At 35.8% G+C, this 18,000-nt stretch carries 12 protein-coding genes; 11 read left to right on the top strand and 1 reads right to left on the bottom strand.

Annotated features, from left to right (window positions below; translation table 11 throughout):
- Positions 1 to 437 precede the first annotated feature (437 nt).
- Both FZC78_RS23435 and FZC78_RS02860 read left to right on the top strand, forming a co-directional pair.
- Positions 438 to 578: a hypothetical protein gene (locus FZC78_RS23435; protein WP_187444774.1), complete on the top strand. Its 141-nt coding sequence runs from the start codon at positions 438 to 440 to the stop codon at positions 576 to 578.
- The gene (locus FZC78_RS02860; RefSeq protein WP_148938174.1) at positions 565 to 1,122 is read left to right on the top strand and encodes a PIN domain-containing protein; all 558 of its coding nucleotides are present in this window, start codon (positions 565 to 567) and stop codon (positions 1,120 to 1,122) included. The genes FZC78_RS23435 and FZC78_RS02860 overlap by 14 nt, the downstream gene beginning before the upstream one ends.
- 593 nt (positions 1,123 to 1,715) lie before the next feature.
- Here FZC78_RS02860 and FZC78_RS02855 read toward each other — a convergent pair.
- Positions 1,716 to 2,237, bottom strand: coding sequence for a hypothetical protein (locus tag FZC78_RS02855; RefSeq protein WP_148938173.1), 522 nt, complete (start codon positions 2,235 to 2,237; stop codon positions 1,716 to 1,718).
- 1,478 nt (positions 2,238 to 3,715) lie between these two features.
- Here FZC78_RS02855 and FZC78_RS02850 point away from each other — a divergent pair.
- The 9 genes from FZC78_RS02850 to FZC78_RS02805 all read left to right on the top strand — a co-directional run bounded on the left by FZC78_RS02850 (position 3,716) and on the right by FZC78_RS02805 (position 17,989).
- Positions 3,716 to 5,203 (top strand): Lsa family ABC-F type ribosomal protection protein, encoded by a 1,488-nt coding sequence (locus tag FZC78_RS02850; protein ID WP_148938172.1) that lies wholly within the window; start codon positions 3,716 to 3,718, stop codon positions 5,201 to 5,203.
- A gap of 222 nt (positions 5,204 to 5,425) precedes the next feature.
- Positions 5,426 to 6,184: a hypothetical protein gene (locus FZC78_RS02845; RefSeq protein ID WP_252183481.1), complete on the top strand. Its 759-nt coding sequence runs from the start codon at positions 5,426 to 5,428 to the stop codon at positions 6,182 to 6,184.
- Positions 6,185 to 6,621: 437 nt separating this feature from the next.
- Positions 6,622 to 7,722, top strand: a complete 1,101-nt coding sequence (locus FZC78_RS02840; RefSeq protein WP_148938171.1) for a metallophosphoesterase — start codon at positions 6,622 to 6,624, stop codon at positions 7,720 to 7,722.
- A 333-nt stretch (positions 7,723 to 8,055) separates the two neighbouring features.
- Positions 8,056 to 8,382 (top strand): nucleoside triphosphate pyrophosphohydrolase, encoded by a 327-nt coding sequence (locus FZC78_RS02830; RefSeq protein WP_148938169.1) that lies wholly within the window; start codon positions 8,056 to 8,058, stop codon positions 8,380 to 8,382.
- On the top strand, positions 8,382 to 10,811 hold the full coding sequence (locus tag FZC78_RS02825) for a DEAD/DEAH box helicase family protein (protein WP_148938168.1): 2,430 nt from the start codon (positions 8,382 to 8,384) through the stop codon (positions 10,809 to 10,811). The genes FZC78_RS02830 and FZC78_RS02825 overlap by 1 nt, the downstream gene beginning before the upstream one ends.
- A 618-nt stretch (positions 10,812 to 11,429) precedes the next feature.
- Positions 11,430 to 12,392: an N-6 DNA methylase gene (locus tag FZC78_RS02820; RefSeq protein WP_148938167.1), complete on the top strand. Its 963-nt coding sequence runs from the start codon at positions 11,430 to 11,432 to the stop codon at positions 12,390 to 12,392.
- Positions 12,393 to 13,649 carry a restriction endonuclease subunit S gene (locus tag FZC78_RS02815; RefSeq protein WP_148938166.1) on the top strand — a complete coding sequence of 419 codons (1,257 nt, stop codon included), beginning with the start codon at positions 12,393 to 12,395 and terminating at the stop codon, positions 13,647 to 13,649.
- A gap of 531 nt (positions 13,650 to 14,180) precedes the next feature.
- Entirely contained in the window at positions 14,181 to 16,742 is a 2,562-nt protein-coding gene (locus tag FZC78_RS02810) for a type I restriction-modification system subunit M (RefSeq protein WP_148938165.1), read from the top strand.
- On the top strand, positions 16,742 to 17,989 hold the full coding sequence (locus tag FZC78_RS02805) for a restriction endonuclease subunit S (RefSeq protein ID WP_148938164.1): 1,248 nt from the start codon (positions 16,742 to 16,744) through the stop codon (positions 17,987 to 17,989). The genes FZC78_RS02810 and FZC78_RS02805 overlap by 1 nt, the downstream gene beginning before the upstream one ends.
- Positions 17,990 to 18,000: the final 11 nt, after the last annotated feature.

Genomic DNA, 18,000 nt, shown 5'->3' with positions numbered 1-18,000 from the left:
GACCTGTTAGTTGAGTGATTTTTTCAAGAACACTTGATGCTGCCTTAGAGACAAGCTAAATCAGTGAGCTAAAGTTATATGAGATTAATTGGAGTTAACCTTACAATTCGAAGTATGATAAGCTTGGAACATTCTTCAAAAACCTTGAGAGTTATCGATGAATTGGTTAGCTGACTCTTTCGGCTAACACTTGAATGAGGTCATTAATTAAAAAATTCTACATAATTTTCATTTTATAATAATAATTAGTTAGTTTTCATCTTTTCATGTCGGGTAGAGGAAAAAAGAAGTTAGTATATGCTAAATAGTTACAATATTTACCTCATTATCTTGAAGTGGTGTAGAAATTTTTGGTATAATTATGGTAACTACACGCATGCTAATCTTGTTAACATATAGTTAGAGGTGATGGTATGCGTAATGAGGAGGGTAAAGATATGGAATTAGTAATTGAGAAAAATTCCATTAAGCCACTTAATAAAAAAAGAAAAGATTTATTAAAGAATTTTATTGGTAGTAGTTCTTCTAAAATAGATTTAAACAAGGTTAAAGATAACTGGAATAATGAGAAAAATTGACTTTAATTTAAACTTCCAAGGATTTAATAATAACGAAAAAATTCTAGTTGATACTGGTATAATCTTGGCATTAGCAAACGAATACGACTCTTGGCACAACACAGTCAAAAATTTATTTGAACAGTATGTAATAAACGAAGACGATAAACCAATCTTTCTTTTTATAAACCCAACAATATTAAATGAAATAACTTTCTTGGCAGGAAAACCCTTTGAGTCATATAAAAGAAAACATCCAGAAATTGATTTAAAGGAAGTTAATCCTCTCGAATTAATTGATTTAACTGTAGACAAAGTTAAAGAATTGATTAAAAATGATGTTCTTCAAGTAGCTTCCGGAAATAAGAATACTGTAATCAAACAACTTGAAGTCTTTAAGGAACTAGGGTCGGCTGATGCTGTTAATGCTTCTATTGCTGATCATTATAACCTAAGTTTTTTAACTGTAGACAATAGATTAGTAAATAATATGTTTAAGATAAGGAGTAAGCTTAGAGGGGTTCCGAGAGTTTATTTTACTTCATCTAAACACCAATCTTATTGAAACTGACTCCTAACCGAGTGGGTCTTTTTTTGTTGGTGGGAAATTTGTAAAAGTAAATAGATTCTATTCACTATGAGACTATAGTTAACATATAGGACTATTCTCTTTTGATCAACGCTCTCCTGAACTAAATCGCGCTTAACTATTCAAAAAGCTACTCTCATCCAGTGGCTTTTTTTATTGCATTATTTGTGGGTCATCATTCTCTCTTCTAGAGTGGTTCTTGGCTAAATAGCTTCTTAATGAAAAGCAAAACCGAAAAACACGACGTATCAAGTTGTGCCAACTTGTGATGTTATTACACAATAACTAGGTCTATTGATTATTAGACAGTCAAAAAGGTGCTTTTTAGATTCTCGATAGAAGAGGGCTGAAAACAGAACCTAATGTCCAATATTTAAATGTAATTTCTAAGAAGGGACATCTGACTGTCTCTATTTTATGCTGGAGTCTGCTGGTTACCGCTAGTACCCGCTGTATGAAACTTTTCTATAAAAGCTTAAAGTTATACCTAATCAAGCAGTACACCTGGAGATAATCTTGTACACATAGGAGACTCAATTAATTTTTAGAAAAGAATCAGGCTAAGTTTTTTACTCACCCTCATTAATTTGCTTGTTGTTCTTGTAGTTTTTGTAGTAGATAAGGAACTTATAAAACAAAAATGTTAGGGAAAGAACAATCATATAAACAGGTAATGAATAAACTATTTTCCAGCCAGTGTAAAGAAACACATGTAACTTAACTAGTAATAGTTCAAAAGCAACTGAAATGAATGTCCATGATAAAAAGTAGAAGACTAGCTTCTTCCCTTTTAATTTGAAATAGTCCAAGAAATAAACAAATAAGTAGCCAAAGGCTGGATAGGCCCCATATAAAATTAAATCAAACAACTCATATTTATTAGTGTCTGTTAAGTCATAAAGATCAAACGGCATAACTCCCATTGAATGGTCCATAATTTTAGGAAATGAAATGCTAAGCAATACAATTAAAGGGGTTATTTCCTTTGGGATTCTTTTATGCATAAAGAAAAAAATACTTATATTAAAAATGACTAAAGCAATAATAGTCCATTCATTAATATCAAACTTTTCAGGAAGGTATAAAAACATATCATGACCTCATTAGACGTTGATTTCTGTACCAGATCCAAAGTATATAGGTTAGAACAACTGTAACTGTCCATTCGACTAATGAATGGTGAACATAAAACTTTTCATTTTTCAATACACCTAAAAAAATAAATAAAAATTCTAATGAAGACATAAAGCAGATATTAAAAATTAAAAGAGCGATTTTCCCAACGCGATCTCTAATTTTAAGGTAAAAATCGAAAAAGAAAATAATAATTAATGGATATAGCAAAAACCTTTTTAAAAAATGAGTCCAAAAATCACTTTGATTTTCTGATAAGCTTAATAATTTTAAATTGACTATAAGGATAGATGATACTGAATGTGTAACTAACCAGACTGTCATCCATATGAAAAGTATCTCAAAAAGGTGAAGTCTCTTTTTATAGTTGCAAAAAACAATTAACAAGAAAATCAATATAAACATAAACACAGAAAGGATCATTCTATCACCTAAAGTTAAGAGTGACTTTAGTATTGTCAAATATGAAAGAAGTATGCTTAAAGTTCTTTATTGCTCAGAACATACAGTTACTTAAATGTGTATCAAGTGAATTCTGATTAAAGAATAATTAGGTTAATTTATTTTGAAACGGTATGGTAGGTGCTTATGAAGCAGTCTACTATTTGCTATAAGTGTGGAATGGGAAAAATTAAGATGATTTATCATTTATCGGAAAAACAAATGAACTCAATAGCAGGATAGATTATTTAATTTGGCTAATAGATGAAGAGAGTAATCCGCAAGGTAAGTTTCGTTTTAATACTATAATAGCTCCTTATACCATCGACTAGATGCGTAGATTCAGACTTATAGAGGATAATCATGATTGGACATATACCACCTAAAGACAAAAAGTGTACCGCAGAATGACAGACTATTTACCACTAAATAGTTTTACCTTTGTATGCAGAAAACTCTTACCGTGCAATAACTCCTTAAGTTTAGAAACCAAGGAAGAAGTCACCATAGCAACGTGGATAGCGAAGGGCGGACAATTGTGTTATCCTTGATGTATAATTTTTGTTATGAAAAAGGCTGTAGAACATATTTTAAGAAATGGAAAGGACTGAACTTACAAATATTGATTCTTTATTCAGTTACCTTATGAAATTAAATACTTTTTTTAAGGTATAGGATTAGGCTGATTATTGTTTGTAGTCAGTTACACTTTATGTGCCAAATCATATGGTATATTCGAGGCTTATGTATATAAAGTTAATTATCAATCCTTCCGAAGATGGAAAGGATTTTTATTTTTTTTAAAAGAATATTCATTCATGAGCTATATTCTAATGAAAAGGAGAGATAATATGTCTTTAGAATTGGATGTTACACATGTATTACTCCGTATAAGTCGATATACTCCATCAGGCTTGTACGGAGTGAAGTAGTCGAGATGGATATACCGACTTTGTATTTGTAGATAAGCGTAAAATACAAAGGAGGAATTTATATGTCAATGATACAAGTTCAAAATTTAACTTTCTCTTATCCGAGTAGTTTTGATCCCATTTTTGAAAATGTAAACTTTGGGATCGATACAGATTGGAAGTTGGGTTTTATAGGCAGAAATGGACGAGGGAAAACAACCTTCTTTAATTTGCTGCTAGGGAAATTTGATTACAGTGGAAAAATTATATCTTCTGTCGATTATAACTATTTTCCTTTTCCAATAAGAGATAAAAGTAAGGATACTCATGAAATTTTAGAAGAAATATGCCCGCAGGCAGAAGATTGGGAGTTCCTTCGGGAAATTGCTTATTTGGATGTCGATGCCGAAGCAATGTACCGCCCCTTTGAAACGCTGTCAAACGGTGAACAAACAAAAGTCCTGCTTGCTGCTCTATTTTTAAACGAGGGACAATTTTTGTTAATTGATGAACCCACTAACCATTTAGATACTGAAGGACGGAAAGTGGTCTCTAGTTACTTGAAAAAGAAGAAGGGATTCATTTTAATTTCTCATGATCGAAACTTTTTAGATGGCTGCGTAGATCATATTTTGTCTATAAACAGAGAGAATATTGAAGTTCAAAGTGGAAATTATTCTTCTTGGAAAGTGAACTTTGACCGCCAGCAGGAACATGAAGAAGCAGCAAATGAACGCTTGGAGAAAGATATTGGAAGGCTGAAACAATCTTCAAGACGTTCAGCAAGCTGGTCTAATCAAGTCGAAGCTACTAAGAATGGAACAACGAATTCAGGTTCAAAATTGGATAAAGGTTTTGTAGGGCATAAAGCATCGAAAATGATGAAACGCTCAAAGAACCTGGAGGCCCGGCAGCAAAAAGCAATTGAAGAAAAATCGAACCTATTAAAAAATGTTGAAAAAACAGAAGCCCTGCAGATAGAACCCTTAAAATATAAATCCAAGGAAATCATTCAAATTGCAGATATGTCTGTAGTGTATGATGGTCAATTGGTGAACAAACCTGTCAGCTTCTCTATTGAACAAGGAGATAGAATTGTCTTGGAAGGAAAGAATGGCAGCGGAAAGAGCAGTATCTTAAAATCAATCTTAGGACGTCCAATTCAGCATACAGGTGTTATGAATAAGGGATCTAATCTCATCATTTCTTATGTTCAGCAAGATACCTCCCATTTAAAGGGATCTCTGGCTGATTTTATCGAGGAACATCAGATTAATGAGACTCTATTTAAGTCGATATTGAGAAAAATGGATTTCGATCGGATACAGTTTGAAAAAGATATCTCCTTTTATTCAGGTGGACAGAAGAAAAAGCTGCTTATTGCCAAGAGTTTGTGTGAAAAGGCGCATCTGTATATTTGGGATGAACCATTAAATTTTATTGATGTTTACTCTCGCATGCAAATCGAAGAGCTTATCCAAACATTCAATCCCACCATGATTTTTGTAGAACATGACGATACTTTCCAAAAGACAATTGCAACAAAAAGAGTAAATGTGGAAAAAGCGTAGTTATGAAGCAGTCCATATAAAAAAGGGCTGAAATCAGAATCGAGAATAAGGTCCTAATCCTGGTACACGAACCTATTAATGTACCGGCGATTAGGGCCTTTTTTTAATGTGGGTTTCGCACATTAAATTTTTTTGATATACAAATAGTTTGTTAAAACGGTGTCTCTTTCCTTAAAAACTCTCTACATAAAAGGTAAAAAGACTTATAGGGAGGAATTACAAATGACAGGATGGATCAAATTTAACCGAAGCATGATTGATAGTCCGGTTTGGGGGAGCCCGTTTACCTTGAGGCTTCTATTATTGCTGAGCTGCAGGGCACTGCAGAAGGAATTCATGTATGTGGAAGAAGTGAAGGTGTTGAGAGGCCAATATTTACGCTCGTATTCGCGGCTGGCTGAAGATTTGCAGTATGTGGAGAGTGGCAATTTGAAGATTCCGTCGAAGAATATGATTAGATTGAGTGTGGAACGTTTGAGGAAGTATGGTCTCATCTCTACTGAGGAAACCAAAATCGGTACGTTGTTCACATTACTCCAAAATGAAAATGATTTTTCTGTGCACGAAAACGGGAGAACGGAGGATGAAGAACAGAATGACGAGCCGGTAATGAATGCGCCACTAAAAGAAGAATGTAAGAAAGGTAGAGAAAAGAAAGAAAAAGAGAGCGTGCGCGCGCGAGAGGACCTGCCTTCCAATCCAGATGTGCAGATGAGAGTCGAGAAGGTCACGGAAAAATTTTTGAAGCTGCGAAATTCAGGGTTCTATCTTTCCCTTAAGGAGCAGTGTGCCATTGAAAAAATAAGGATATCGAGTTGGAGACGCTGGTGTGCTGGATGGAGGATATCCAGTCCTCCTATCGAAAGCGGAATGAGGACAGCACTATCAAGTCGTTTGCCTACTACGAGAAGGCTTTGCTGCGGAAAATCAGGAGTTCCAGGAGTACTCCTAAGCCCCCAACCTCTTCTGCCAACCTGGTAAAAGAAACGAATGATTTCCTGGCCAAGCTCGAGAGGTGGAAGAGAGAGGGGGAGGCCCGTATGGCAAACGGATCCAAGAGAATCAAACCGTCCATTGGGCCTGTATGGGCCCGGTGAAATAACAGGTTGCAGGAGTTGTTGCGTAGAGCATGCTGTTCAGAGCGATTTTTTCTGTAACCTGTACCATCAACGACCTCTTCTGAACATTTTCGCAGAGCCGCCACTAGGTTACGGGCATCACTGTAATCACCCATTTCACGTTTCTGTTAATCCCGACTCTTCCCGTTAGTGATTTCGATAGGAATGCGGTACTATAAAAAGTGAGGTCTTAATCATCATCGTTTACTGAATGCTAACCATTTCGGATATAGGCTAGGCTGCGATTGCTTATAAGACTGCAGAATTGAAATCACTTAAAAAGGGGCATGAAGAATACATATGGTCATTCTTGTTTTTATAATCACACTGCTGCTATATGGCGGCCTTGTCTACTATATCGGCTGGCGCGGTTTACACTGGCTGCGGCCGAAGTCTTCAACCAGACGTTTTAAGATCCTCTACAGCCTGGTCATTGTGCTGGCAGCCACCTCGTTTATCGTTGGCCGCATGACTGGACTCACGTTTATCAATATTATCGGAGCATACTGGATGGCCTGCTTTTATTTGCTTCTGCTGCTAGTTCCACTTGCTCACGTGACAGTCATCCTCCTGCGCCTCACCAGGCTGCCGAGGCATGGAACACAGAAGTGGGCGGGATTCATTACCCTTGGGCTGCTAATCTTCTTTATGGCATGGGGCAGCTATAATGCATTCAGCCCCGTTGTCCGCGACTATGAAATACAGATCGATAAAGGCTCTTCTACACTCGACGAACTTCATATCGTGATGGCCGCCGACATGCACTTTGGCCTGCTGTCAGGGAAAGATCATGCAGAGCGTTTTGTGAAAGAAACCAATGCACTCAACCCCGACATCATTCTGCTTCCGGGCGATCTCTTCGACGACGATGTGCAGCCATTCATTGACCAGGAGATTGATAAAATTCTATCAGATCTCCAGGCACCACTCGGAGTCTATGCCTCACTTGGCAATCATGACAGACACGATGGCACCATGAAGGAACTGATTCAGTCATTGGAGCAGGGAGGCATCACAGTGCTCTATGACGAGACAGTAGACATCGAAGGGCAGTTCACGCTGATCGGACGTAAAGACCGGATCGACGATGAAAGATTGCCATTAGATGCATTAATGAATGACGTCGACCAAACTAAACCTAAAATCTTAATCGATCACCAGCCATATGACCTCGACATCGCACAGCAGGAAGGCATTGACCTCATGGTGTCCGGCCATACCCATCGCGGGCAGATTTTCCCTGGGAGCCTGCTGACTAATATGATCTATGAAAATGATTGGGGACATCTGCAGAAGGAACAAATGCATTCGATTGTGACATCAGGTTTTGGTTTTTGGGGGCCGCCTATTCGGCTTGGTACTCGGGCTGAGGTTGTTAGTATTATTGTTCAGTTTGAGTAATGCTAGTGTTATAAGAACTGACAAACCAAAGTATTGATAATAATTACCGTTTAAATCTCATATCTTCTAAATATGAGAGGGGTGGTTATATGGCGGCTCATGAAAAGGAGTTTTGTTTGAACTGCGGAAAACCAATAACTGATAATTCTTTATTCTGTTCAGAGGATTGTAGTTTTAACTATTCTAATGACTAGAAATACTTCAGACCTTTAGTGAATTAAATGGTAATACCCAAAAGAGTCCTCTGAAATCAGATGGCTCTTTTTACATTGTTTTGGTAAGATAAAATTGGAAGTTATTATAATATTCATATATAATTTTGGAGGAACCCTTATGCCTACATACAACAAACTAGTACGTGACAAAATCCCTGAAATTATTGAATCTAACGGGAAAAAATTCTCAACAAGAATCCTTTCTGAAGAAGAGTACATAACAGAACTTAAAAATAAAAGTTTTGAAGAGTTAGAAGAATACAGGGATGCAGGAACCAGGGAAGAAGCACTAGAAGAGCTGGCTGATTTGATGGAAATCGTTCATGCCTTTGCCAAGTCCCATGGTTCTACTCTTGAAGAAATAGAAGAGATCCGTCTTAAGAAAGCTGAGAAACGAGGGGCGTTTGACGAAAAAATCTTCTTAATTGATGTAGAGGATGAGTAATGTCTGATATTCAGTTAATCACATCACATCTAGGCAAAACGATCAAAGAGAAAATTCAGTCAGCGAAGTCAGTATATATACTGACTTCTTTCTCTATGAAATCCGGTGTTCGGTATCTAAAGAATGCTTTAAAGCTGGCAGCAGAACTTCAGGCAGATATTAAGCTGTTAACTGGAGATTATCTTCATATTACACAACCAGAAGCACTGAAAGAGCTAATGTCGATTGACGATCGCATTGAAGTGCGCTTGTGGAAAAGCGGAGGGGTTTCTTTTCATCCAAAAGCCTACTTGATTGAAACCTCGGAAGGCGAGTTCTTGGTTGTAGGTTCTTCTAATCTTTCCGCCTCTGCTTTAACAGAAGGGGTGGAATGGAGCCTGGCAGTCCAGCAAAACAAAGAATTGTTCGAGGAAGTGCAGGAGCAGTTCATTCATCTCTTTTATCATGAAAAAACGATTTCCGTTAATAACGAAACCATAAAAGAGTATGAGAGTGAATATAAAGAATATCATGAAAAGTACCCCACCTTGATTCGTAAATGGACTGAACAGGAAGAGATTGAAGCTATGCTTCCTGAAGAGGACAATAAACGGAAAGACATCGGGCAAGTTCATGAACCAGAAGCCGAGTACGGGACCATCAAACCCAGATTTGCCCAAATTGAAGCGCTGGAAGAATTGGAAAAAACGTATGATGAGGGTTATAAGAAAGCTATGGTAGTTATGGCTACAGGGCTCGGGAAGACATACCTGGCAGCCTTTTTCGCTGAAAAATTTAAACGAGTATTGTTTATTGCCCATCGTGAAGAGATTCTCTATCAGGCAGAGAAATCTTTTAAGATTGTCATGCCCGAAGCATCCACTGGCATTTATAATGGTAGAACAAAAGATGGAGAAGCGGATTTTGTCTTTGCATCCGTATTCACACTCTCGATGAAGAAGCATCTGGAAGCATTCAATCCTAATAGTTTTGATTTAATTGTTATTGATGAATTTCATCATGCAGCAGCAGATTCCTACCAGAGATTGCTATCCTATTTCCACCCAGAGTTCCTCCTGGGCATCACTGCTACGCCTGACCGTAATGACGATCGTGACGTGTATGCACTTTGTGAAGGAAATGTCGCCTTCAAGATGGACTTCCTGGAAGCCATCCAAAGAAATTGGCTTTCTCCCTTCCAGTATTTCGGTGTGTACGATGATACCGACTACTCGCAAATCCGCTGGCTTGGTAATCGATATGACGAGGAACAGCTGTTACAAGCTCAATTGAGAGAAGACATAGCGGAAAATATCATCAGTGCATGGGAAAAGCATAAACAAACAAAGTCACTTGTCTTTTGTTCATCAATCAGACAAGCGGTATTCCTTTCTGATTACTTCAACAGACAAGGTTACAATACAGTCAGCCTTCATTCACAGCAGAAAGACATCAGCAGAAAAGAAGCTATCAGGCAGCTCGAAGCAGGAACACTAGAAGCAATCTTTACTGTAGATTTGTTTAATGAAGGGATTGATATTCCATCAGTCGATACCATTTTGTTTGTCCGGCCGACTGAATCCTTAACCGTCTTCACACAGCAAATTGGGCGTGGATTACGTCTGCACTCATCCAAAGACTCCTGTGTCATTATCGATTTAATCGGTAATTATCGCCATGCAGATGTAAAACTATCCGTCTTTGATCAAGAGTTGGACGGGAAACGGAAGAAAGGCGAGATCCTTCCGACAGTACCAGAAAGTTGTGCATTTGAAATCGATGTGAAAGCTATTAATCTGATCAATGAATTGGCACATAAGCAGCAGCCGCGAAAGCAGCAGTTATTAGCTGCCTACAGAGAAGTGAAGCAGGAATTGGGGAGAAGACCAACCTACCTTGAACTGCATCTCAAAGGATCAATAGGCGCCAAGCCGTATTACGATGAGTGGAAGTCTTACCATGCTTTCCTTGACTGGGCAGATGAATTGTCGGAAAAAGAAGAGGAAGTTTTCTTAAAACATGAAGAATGGTTCCGAGAAGTAGAGAAAACAGGAATGCAAAAGAGTTATAAAATGGTTTTGCTTTCAGCGATGCTGGAAAGAGGGCCAGAGCACTGGTTTGATCCGATCTCTCCTGAAGAAGCAGCAACTTACTTTCACGACTACTTGACTAGTGAGGAATACCGTAAGCGGATCGATTTCTCCGATAAATCTTCACAGAAGCTTTGGGAGTATGATGAGAAGAAGCTTGCAAATCTAATTAAGAAAATGCCGATGACCATGTGGAGTGGGAGTTCAAAAGGATTGATTACACTTGAGGATAATAAGTTTGATGTGCAAGTTTTGCCTGAAGAGCAGGAGAAGAATCTATTATATCAATTTACAAAAGAGGTATGCCAGTACAGACTGCATTATTTCTTCCAGCGTCGTGAAGATTTGAAGAATCGCTAAATGACAATAAAGGGGAGAATGAATATTTACACAGCCTCCAAGCATTATAACATACTGTGTAATGTAAGCTGTTTTCATGTTTGGAGGCTTAAGGTGTCCATGGTTGAACATTACATGACTTGCAAGTTCGCTTATATTTGCCCATGTCAGAATGAAAATATAATTTTTTTCTTCCTTTATAGAATAATATAGAGTTCGACAATTACTAAGGTGTCACTGTGACAGATAATTAGGATTTTCAAAAGCTTAAGGCATTACGTACTTCTTTAGCTTTATATAAAATGGTGTTCGGGCAACCACGACAAGAGGACCTTGTTCAATTTCTTACTGAACGATATAAGGAAGAGGAAAAGAAACAGTTTATTAAGGAAATGCAGATTGATTTAAGTCCTTAAAACAATTAAGTCGATATTATAGTGTGTTATTGATTTGTATCATATATTAAAGCTGTAGGACTTTATATCGTTCTACGGCTATTTATTAATTACTAAATTAACCATTAATAAAAAACTAAAAATAATCCTTTTTTATTATTGATATTTAAAATAATCCGTATTATAATTAAGTTATTAGAAAAACTAAAAATAATCCTAATAAAAATTTAAAGGAGGAACACAGATGAACATTGCTGATATGTTTAAAAATGAAGTTAGTGCTAAAGGAGGGAATTATTTTAATGAATTTACAGTAGTGCTTAATCAGTTAGAGGATTTAACAAACGGGGTGAATTTGGTTGATGTAAAGTACCCTGATGTAATGAAAGAATTGATGTTCATTTCAAAAGATGAGTTACTAGTGAAACTCGAATTAATATTGAGAAAGATTTCCCTAGAGTCCTCACATGGTGAGCTACAAGATCCTGAATTTGTAACTAACGCCATTACTGAAGTGGCAAAGTCGATTGTGAAGGATACACCTATTAGTTTAGCTGATATCACATCTGGACTGGGATTTACACAAAGGAAACTCCTTAAAGAATTAAACACAACAGAAACATTATCTTTTGAGCTAATGGAAGTGCTCGTTCAAATTCAGAAAAAAGTAGGAAAATTAACAGGCTTATCTATAGAGGTAGATCAAAAAAATGTAATTATGGAAGGAGTTCCTAAATCGAAAGTTGATATTGTTAGCTACACTGTCCCTTTTGGTGTAAGAGTGGATAGAAATGAATTACTTAGTAGTGGGGATTTGCTAACTGACATTAAAACGACTGAAACAGAATTATTAATTTTAGATAAGGCGTTTACTATTGCAAAACCAGGTGGCTATATAATTACAGTTCTACCTTCTGGTTTTCTGTTTAAGGGAGGAGCTACAAAAAAGGTTAGAGATGCCATCCTGAAACAAGCTTATGTTATATCCATTATTTCTTTACCTTCTAATGTTTTTCTGCCTTACTCTGGTGTATCAACCTGTATGTTAATACTACAGAAAAAATCAAAGGATTTGACTGAACCTGAAGACGTCATTATGGGGGATTTTAGTGATATTAAAGTAGATAAAAAGCAAGAATTACAACCAACTGAAATAAAAGAGTTTATGGAGTTATGTAAGTTATTATCTGAGAGAGAAGGTGTATAAATGGAAATTAAATTAATTGATTATTCGTCTCTAACAAATACAGAAAGGTGGGAACCAAATTTTCATTTTCAACAAACTAATTTAGGGGAGTATGAAGAAACAAGAATACTTGAAAGTCTATGTCTAATAGTACCAAGTAATCGGAAAGTTTCAAACGTTGAAATAAAAAATTACGATAAATATATCGATGGTAGTTGTATTGATAAGTTCACAGGAGGAATAAAAAATAGTAAGAAGATTAACGATAAAGTTTCGAGAAGACTTAGATATTGTACTGAAGGTGGGGATATGCTGATCCCATTAGTTGAGGCTGAGTCATCTTTACCAACAATCCTACCGAAAAATGAATTATTTCTTGTCTCAGATATCTTTGCAGTATGCGTACCCAAAATTGACCCTAACTATATTTATTGGGCATTTACTACAGAATATGTAAAAACACAGATCAAGGCTCTAAGTAAAGGTACAGTTGTTAAACGACTAAGCCTCAGAGATCTAAAACAAATTAGTATCCCTTGGATGAAAGAGGAACTACGAAAAGAAAAAACCCAAACAATTAAGCTGCAACTTAATGATTTGGATACAGAAGATTCTCAATCTACTTCAGGATTGATTAACAATATTATTAAAAAATATATTAACATAGACATGACTAAAAATGAAGAGAAAAAATTGTTTTCTGTAGGTTATCAGGCTCTAAGTGGAGATACATGGATTCCTTCAGGACTTAATCCTTTAATGGATGATTTTGTTAATGAGTTAACTAGACAGGCTAAAAGTATATTGCCACTTGATAAAGTGGGTAAAGTAGATAGTGGATTTAACCCATCAAAACATAAAGCAGACGGTTCAAACAAAATTGGGCTTATTAAGGCGAAAAATATAAGGGTCCAAAAAATAAACCTTGAAAATGAGGAATCAGTTGAAGTAGACAATATACCAGAGGAAAAATTTCTTGTAAAAGGAGATATTCTTTTTCGAGTAAAAGGGAGTATAGGACCGGCAGCAATAGTCGATGAAGAAGCAAACGGTTATTTGTTCCATGATCACTTAGTGAGAATTCAATCTAACACAGAAATTGTACTTCCCGAATATCTATCAATAATCTTAAATTCATATTTAGTGGATCAACAAACTAATAGGTATGAAACGAGTAGTTCAATGCGTTATATTTCAGTCAAAGACCTTAAAAGTGTCTTGATTCCTATAGTTGATATTTGTATTCAAAGAAAAATAGTTGATGAGGTAACTAAATAACATAGAGAACAAGGGGACAATCCCTAAACTTCTTTACATGAAAGGAAGTTGCAGAACCGTCCCTTTGTACATGTTACAACAAGTACATAGATCAACAGGAAGCTTCCCGTTCACTATTATATATTGTAATAGGCAGTTAATAATGTACAGTAGACTCATACTGTCGGTAATAGTTAATTTAGAATTTCTTTTTTCAATTATGCTCGCCAATTGCCGCTAAATTCCTGTGTGGTATGAGATTTCTAAAATGATACAACTTGTGTATGTCCCAATCGTTCAATGACGACTTTTAGATTTTTACCCATACGCATTAGTATCTTTGCATGTGTATGATGTAAATTGTAAAATTGAATGGGACATTAGTTACTTCGATAAATCGTTTGAAAGCAGATTCTAGGAACAAGGTATTTCCCTTTTCTGAAGTAAAGACTAAAATGGGTAAAAGAGGCTTAATTTCACATGGCAGACACTTATTAATAATATTTTAGTCACTTTGAATGAGAATGTATGCACACACAAGGAGGAAAACATATGATTACGTCAGATGATATTAAAAGAAGATTGTGGGACGGTGCCAATGACCTTCGTGGTTCTATGGATGCCAGCCGTTATAAAGATTATATGCTAGGGTTAATGTTCTATAAGTTCCTTAGTGATAAAACACTTGAAACATTTGTAAAAACAAGTGGTACTAAAGGGAATGAGCAAGAAATTGTTCAAGCTTATGAAGAGGCTTATTCAAATTATGGAAACCATCTCATCAATATGATTCAAAATGTCCTTGGATATTATGTTTTACCTAAACACTTATACCAGACTTGGTTAAAAGATATTCGTGAAGGCACTTTTGAATTAGAGAAGGTAACAGAGAGCTTACAAAGTTTCGAACGTACGGTTGCTACAACAGGTGATATCGATGATTTTAAAGGACTTTTTTCTAGTTCTACAATTGATTTAACAGACACTGCGTTAGGAAGTAACTTGAATGCTCGAAGTAAAAATATTCGTAAATTAATTGAATTATTTGCTGATTTAAATATGGTTGCACTTCAAAAAGGTGATGTGTTAGGAGATGCTTACGAATATTTAATCGGTCAGTTTGCGATGGAATCGGGAAAAAAAGCTGGAGAGTTCTATACACCACGTCAAGTAAGTGAAGTCATGGCACAAATTGTTGCTAAAACTACGGAGGTAAAATCGATTTATGACCCTACAGTGGGATCGGGTTCATTACTTTTAACGGTTAGTCGACATTTAAAAGAAGATAATCGAAAAGATCTCCATTACTATGGTCAAGAAAAAAATACAGCTACATATAACTTAACACGAATGAACCTACTATTACATGGTGTTCGACCGGAAAAAATGACTGTAAAAAATGGCGATACATTAGGACAAGATTGGCCTGAAGATCCAGAACGTCCCAATGAGGGTGTTCAGTTTGATGCGGTAGTAATGAACCCACCATATTCAGTGAAAAATTGGAATCAAGAAGACTTAAAAGTAACAGATCCACGATTTGAAATTGCTGGGGTTTTACCACCAGATTCTAAAGGTGATTATTCATTTTTATTACACGGTTTATTCCATTTAGGTCAAGAAGGTACGATGGCAATTGTACTACCACATGGTGTGTTATCCCGCGGAGGGGCAGAAGGGCAAATTCGTAAACGACTATTAGAGAAAAACTATATTGATACAATCATTGGGTTGCCAGATAAACTGTTTACCAATACAGGCATTCAAGTAACTGTGTTAATATTGAAAAAAAACCGAAAGCTAGATGATCCTGTTCTTATGATTGATGCTTCTAAATCGTTTGTAAAAGAAGGAAAGCAGCACGTCTTACAAGAGAAGGACATCGCTAAAATTGTTGATACATATATCGAACGCACGAGTGAACCAGGGTACAGTAATAATGCAACTAGAAAAGACATTAAAGATAATGAATATAAATTAAATATCCAACGTTATATTGAAGGGGTAGAAGAAGATATTGCCCACGATGTAGATGCACATTTGTATGGTGGCATCCCATTAAGCCAAGTTAATACACTAACAGTGCTACACGAGATGACAAAAGATGTTTTATATAATGCGCTTACTGAAGTACGTCCAGGCTATGTGGAAGTAACACAGTCAGTTAAAGATTTAACAGAAGAAGTGTTAACACATGAAAGCGTACAAAATATAATCAAAGCAATAAAAGAAGTAACAGAGTCCTATATGTATACATATTGGAAAAAGTTAAAAACGGTGGCTGATGTGAATGATATTGAGCCGTTAAATGAAGAAATGTTATCGGAAATTAAAAAGCTAACAAAACAATTTAATCACGTTCATACGTATGATGGTTATCAAATTATTGCTGAGTTATGGGGAAATATACTATCCCAAGATACAGAGAAAATTGCGATTAGTGACTTTTATACAGTAGGAAAAACACGTGAAGCCAATATGGTTACAAAAGGTTCTGGTAAAACGAAACGGACAGAACAAGATGGTTGGGTAGGAGCGATTGTTCCAAATGAACTTGTATTAAGGGAACTTTATACAGAAGAACTACGTGATGTTGAAACACAAAAAGAAGCTTTAGCAGCTATTAATGATGAAGTAAATGAACTCGTTGAAGCAGCAAAAGTAGAAGAAAGTGAAGAAGCGGAAGCATTGGGAGATGCATTAAATGCTAGAGAAGACGACTTTACTTTATCAGCTGTAAAAGCAGAATTAAAGAAAGTTGCAAAAGATACGGATGAATATGTTTTATTACACAAGGTTAGAGAGCTATTGGATGAAAGATCATCATTAAACAAAGCAATTAGAGAAAAAGAAAAAGCATTAACTGAACAAGTTGAAAAAAGAATTGAAAACTTAACACATGAAGAAATCGACCAACTCATGTATAAAAAGTGGTTTGGTCAATTAATAGGAGACATCTCAAAACTTGTAGAAGTACCTCTTATAAAGGAACTGGATACATTGAAAGAATTAAAGGAAAGATATGCTGATACGTTAGAAACTATTGAAGAAGAAAGTAAATTACTAGAAGCAAAATTTGACGAAATGCTGCAAGAATTGGTGGTGACAGAGTAATGGAAACAAATAAGTTGGTGCCGAAGAGAAGGTTTAAAGAGTTTGAGAAAAAGTGGACAGAAGGAAATTTAGGAGATTTTGGTACGGTTGAAATGAATAAGCGAATATTTAAATGGCAAACTTCTATTGTAGGAGATGTGCCATTCTATAAGATAGGTACCTTCGGGCAAAAAGCAAATGCGTTTATCTCATATGATATCTTTAATGAATATAAGTTAAAGTACCCGTATCCAAATATAGGAGATATATTAATTTCAGCTTCAGGAAGTATTGGAAGGACTGTAGAATATAATGGTGAAGATGCTTATTTTCAGGATTCGAATATTGTATGGTTAAAACATAATGGCAAGTTAAATAATCTTTTTCTAAAACAATTCTATAAGATAATAAAATGGAATGGTTTGGAAGGAAGTACTATTCAGAGACTCTATAATAAGGATATTTTAGAAACAAATATTAACATTCCACGGACTTATAAAGAACAACAAAAAATAGGTGAGTTTTTTAAGATATTAGATGAAAGAATTACAATTCAAGAACGAAAAATAGTTAAAGTAAAAGCATTAAAGTCTGCTTATTTAACCGATATGTTCCCACAAGAAGGCGAAGTCGAACCGCGAAGAAGATTTAATGGGTTTGAAGGGAAATGGCAAGAAAAAAGTTTAAAAGATTTCAGAGATGAATCGGACGCATATTCTTATACAGGAGGACCTTTTGGTTCGGATTTAAAAACAGATGATTACACCAAAACTGGTACACGAATTATTCAACTACAAAATATAGGAGATGGTTATTTTTCCAATGAATATAAAATATACACTTCGAAAGAAAAGGCAGCATCACTGTCTTCCAATTTAATTTTTCCAGAGGATATCATCATTGCAAAAATGGCTGAGCCTCTGGCTAGAGCAGCTATATTACCGTATCATGAAGAAAAATACTTAATGGCATCAGATGGTATTAGATTAAAAGTAGATAAAAATAAATTTGATAATTACTTTATATTAACTTTGATTAACCATGATAATTTTAGAACCAAAGCAATAGAAAATTCAACTGGAACAACTAGAAAACGTATCGGATTAGTAACGTTAGGGAATTTAAGTTCTTATGTACCTGAATTGGAAGAACAACAAAAAATCGGTGAGTTCTTCAAAAATCTAAATGCCCAGATTACAACCGAAGAAAAAAAACTAGAAAAACTTAAGAAGGTAAAAGAGGCTTATTTAGAAGAGATGTTTGTATAGGAAGGAGGTAC

The sequence above is a fragment of the Rossellomorea vietnamensis genome (assembly GCF_008180415.1).
GTDB lineage: Bacteria > Bacillota > Bacilli > Bacillales > Bacillaceae_B > Rossellomorea > Rossellomorea vietnamensis_C.
The sequence above is the reverse complement of the archived record's forward strand: the minus strand, read 5'-3'. Positions and strand labels throughout refer to the sequence as shown.

Excerpts from the sequence above, each read along its gene's own strand:
- FZC78_RS23435 (WP_187444774.1), top strand. The coding sequence starts at position 438 with ATGGAATTAGTAATTGAGAAAAATTCCATTAAGCCACTTAATAAAAAA.
- FZC78_RS02860 (WP_148938174.1), top strand. The coding sequence starts at position 565 with ATGAGAAAAATTGACTTTAATTTAAACTTCCAAGGATTTAATAATAAC.
- FZC78_RS02855 (WP_148938173.1), bottom strand. The coding sequence starts at position 2,237 with ATGTTTTTATACCTTCCTGAAAAGTTTGATATTAATGAATGGACTATT.
- FZC78_RS02850 (WP_148938172.1), top strand. The coding sequence starts at position 3,716 with ATGTCAATGATACAAGTTCAAAATTTAACTTTCTCTTATCCGAGTAGT.
- FZC78_RS02845 (WP_252183481.1), top strand. The coding sequence starts at position 5,426 with ATGACAGGATGGATCAAATTTAACCGAAGCATGATTGATAGTCCGGTT.
- FZC78_RS02840 (WP_148938171.1), top strand. The coding sequence starts at position 6,622 with ATGGTCATTCTTGTTTTTATAATCACACTGCTGCTATATGGCGGCCTT.
- FZC78_RS02830 (WP_148938169.1), top strand. The coding sequence starts at position 8,056 with ATGCCTACATACAACAAACTAGTACGTGACAAAATCCCTGAAATTATT.
- FZC78_RS02825 (WP_148938168.1), top strand. The coding sequence starts at position 8,382 with ATGTCTGATATTCAGTTAATCACATCACATCTAGGCAAAACGATCAAA.
- FZC78_RS02820 (WP_148938167.1), top strand. The coding sequence starts at position 11,430 with ATGAACATTGCTGATATGTTTAAAAATGAAGTTAGTGCTAAAGGAGGG.
- FZC78_RS02815 (WP_148938166.1), top strand. The coding sequence starts at position 12,393 with ATGGAAATTAAATTAATTGATTATTCGTCTCTAACAAATACAGAAAGG.
- FZC78_RS02810 (WP_148938165.1), top strand. The coding sequence starts at position 14,181 with ATGATTACGTCAGATGATATTAAAAGAAGATTGTGGGACGGTGCCAAT.
- FZC78_RS02805 (WP_148938164.1), top strand. The coding sequence starts at position 16,742 with ATGGAAACAAATAAGTTGGTGCCGAAGAGAAGGTTTAAAGAGTTTGAG.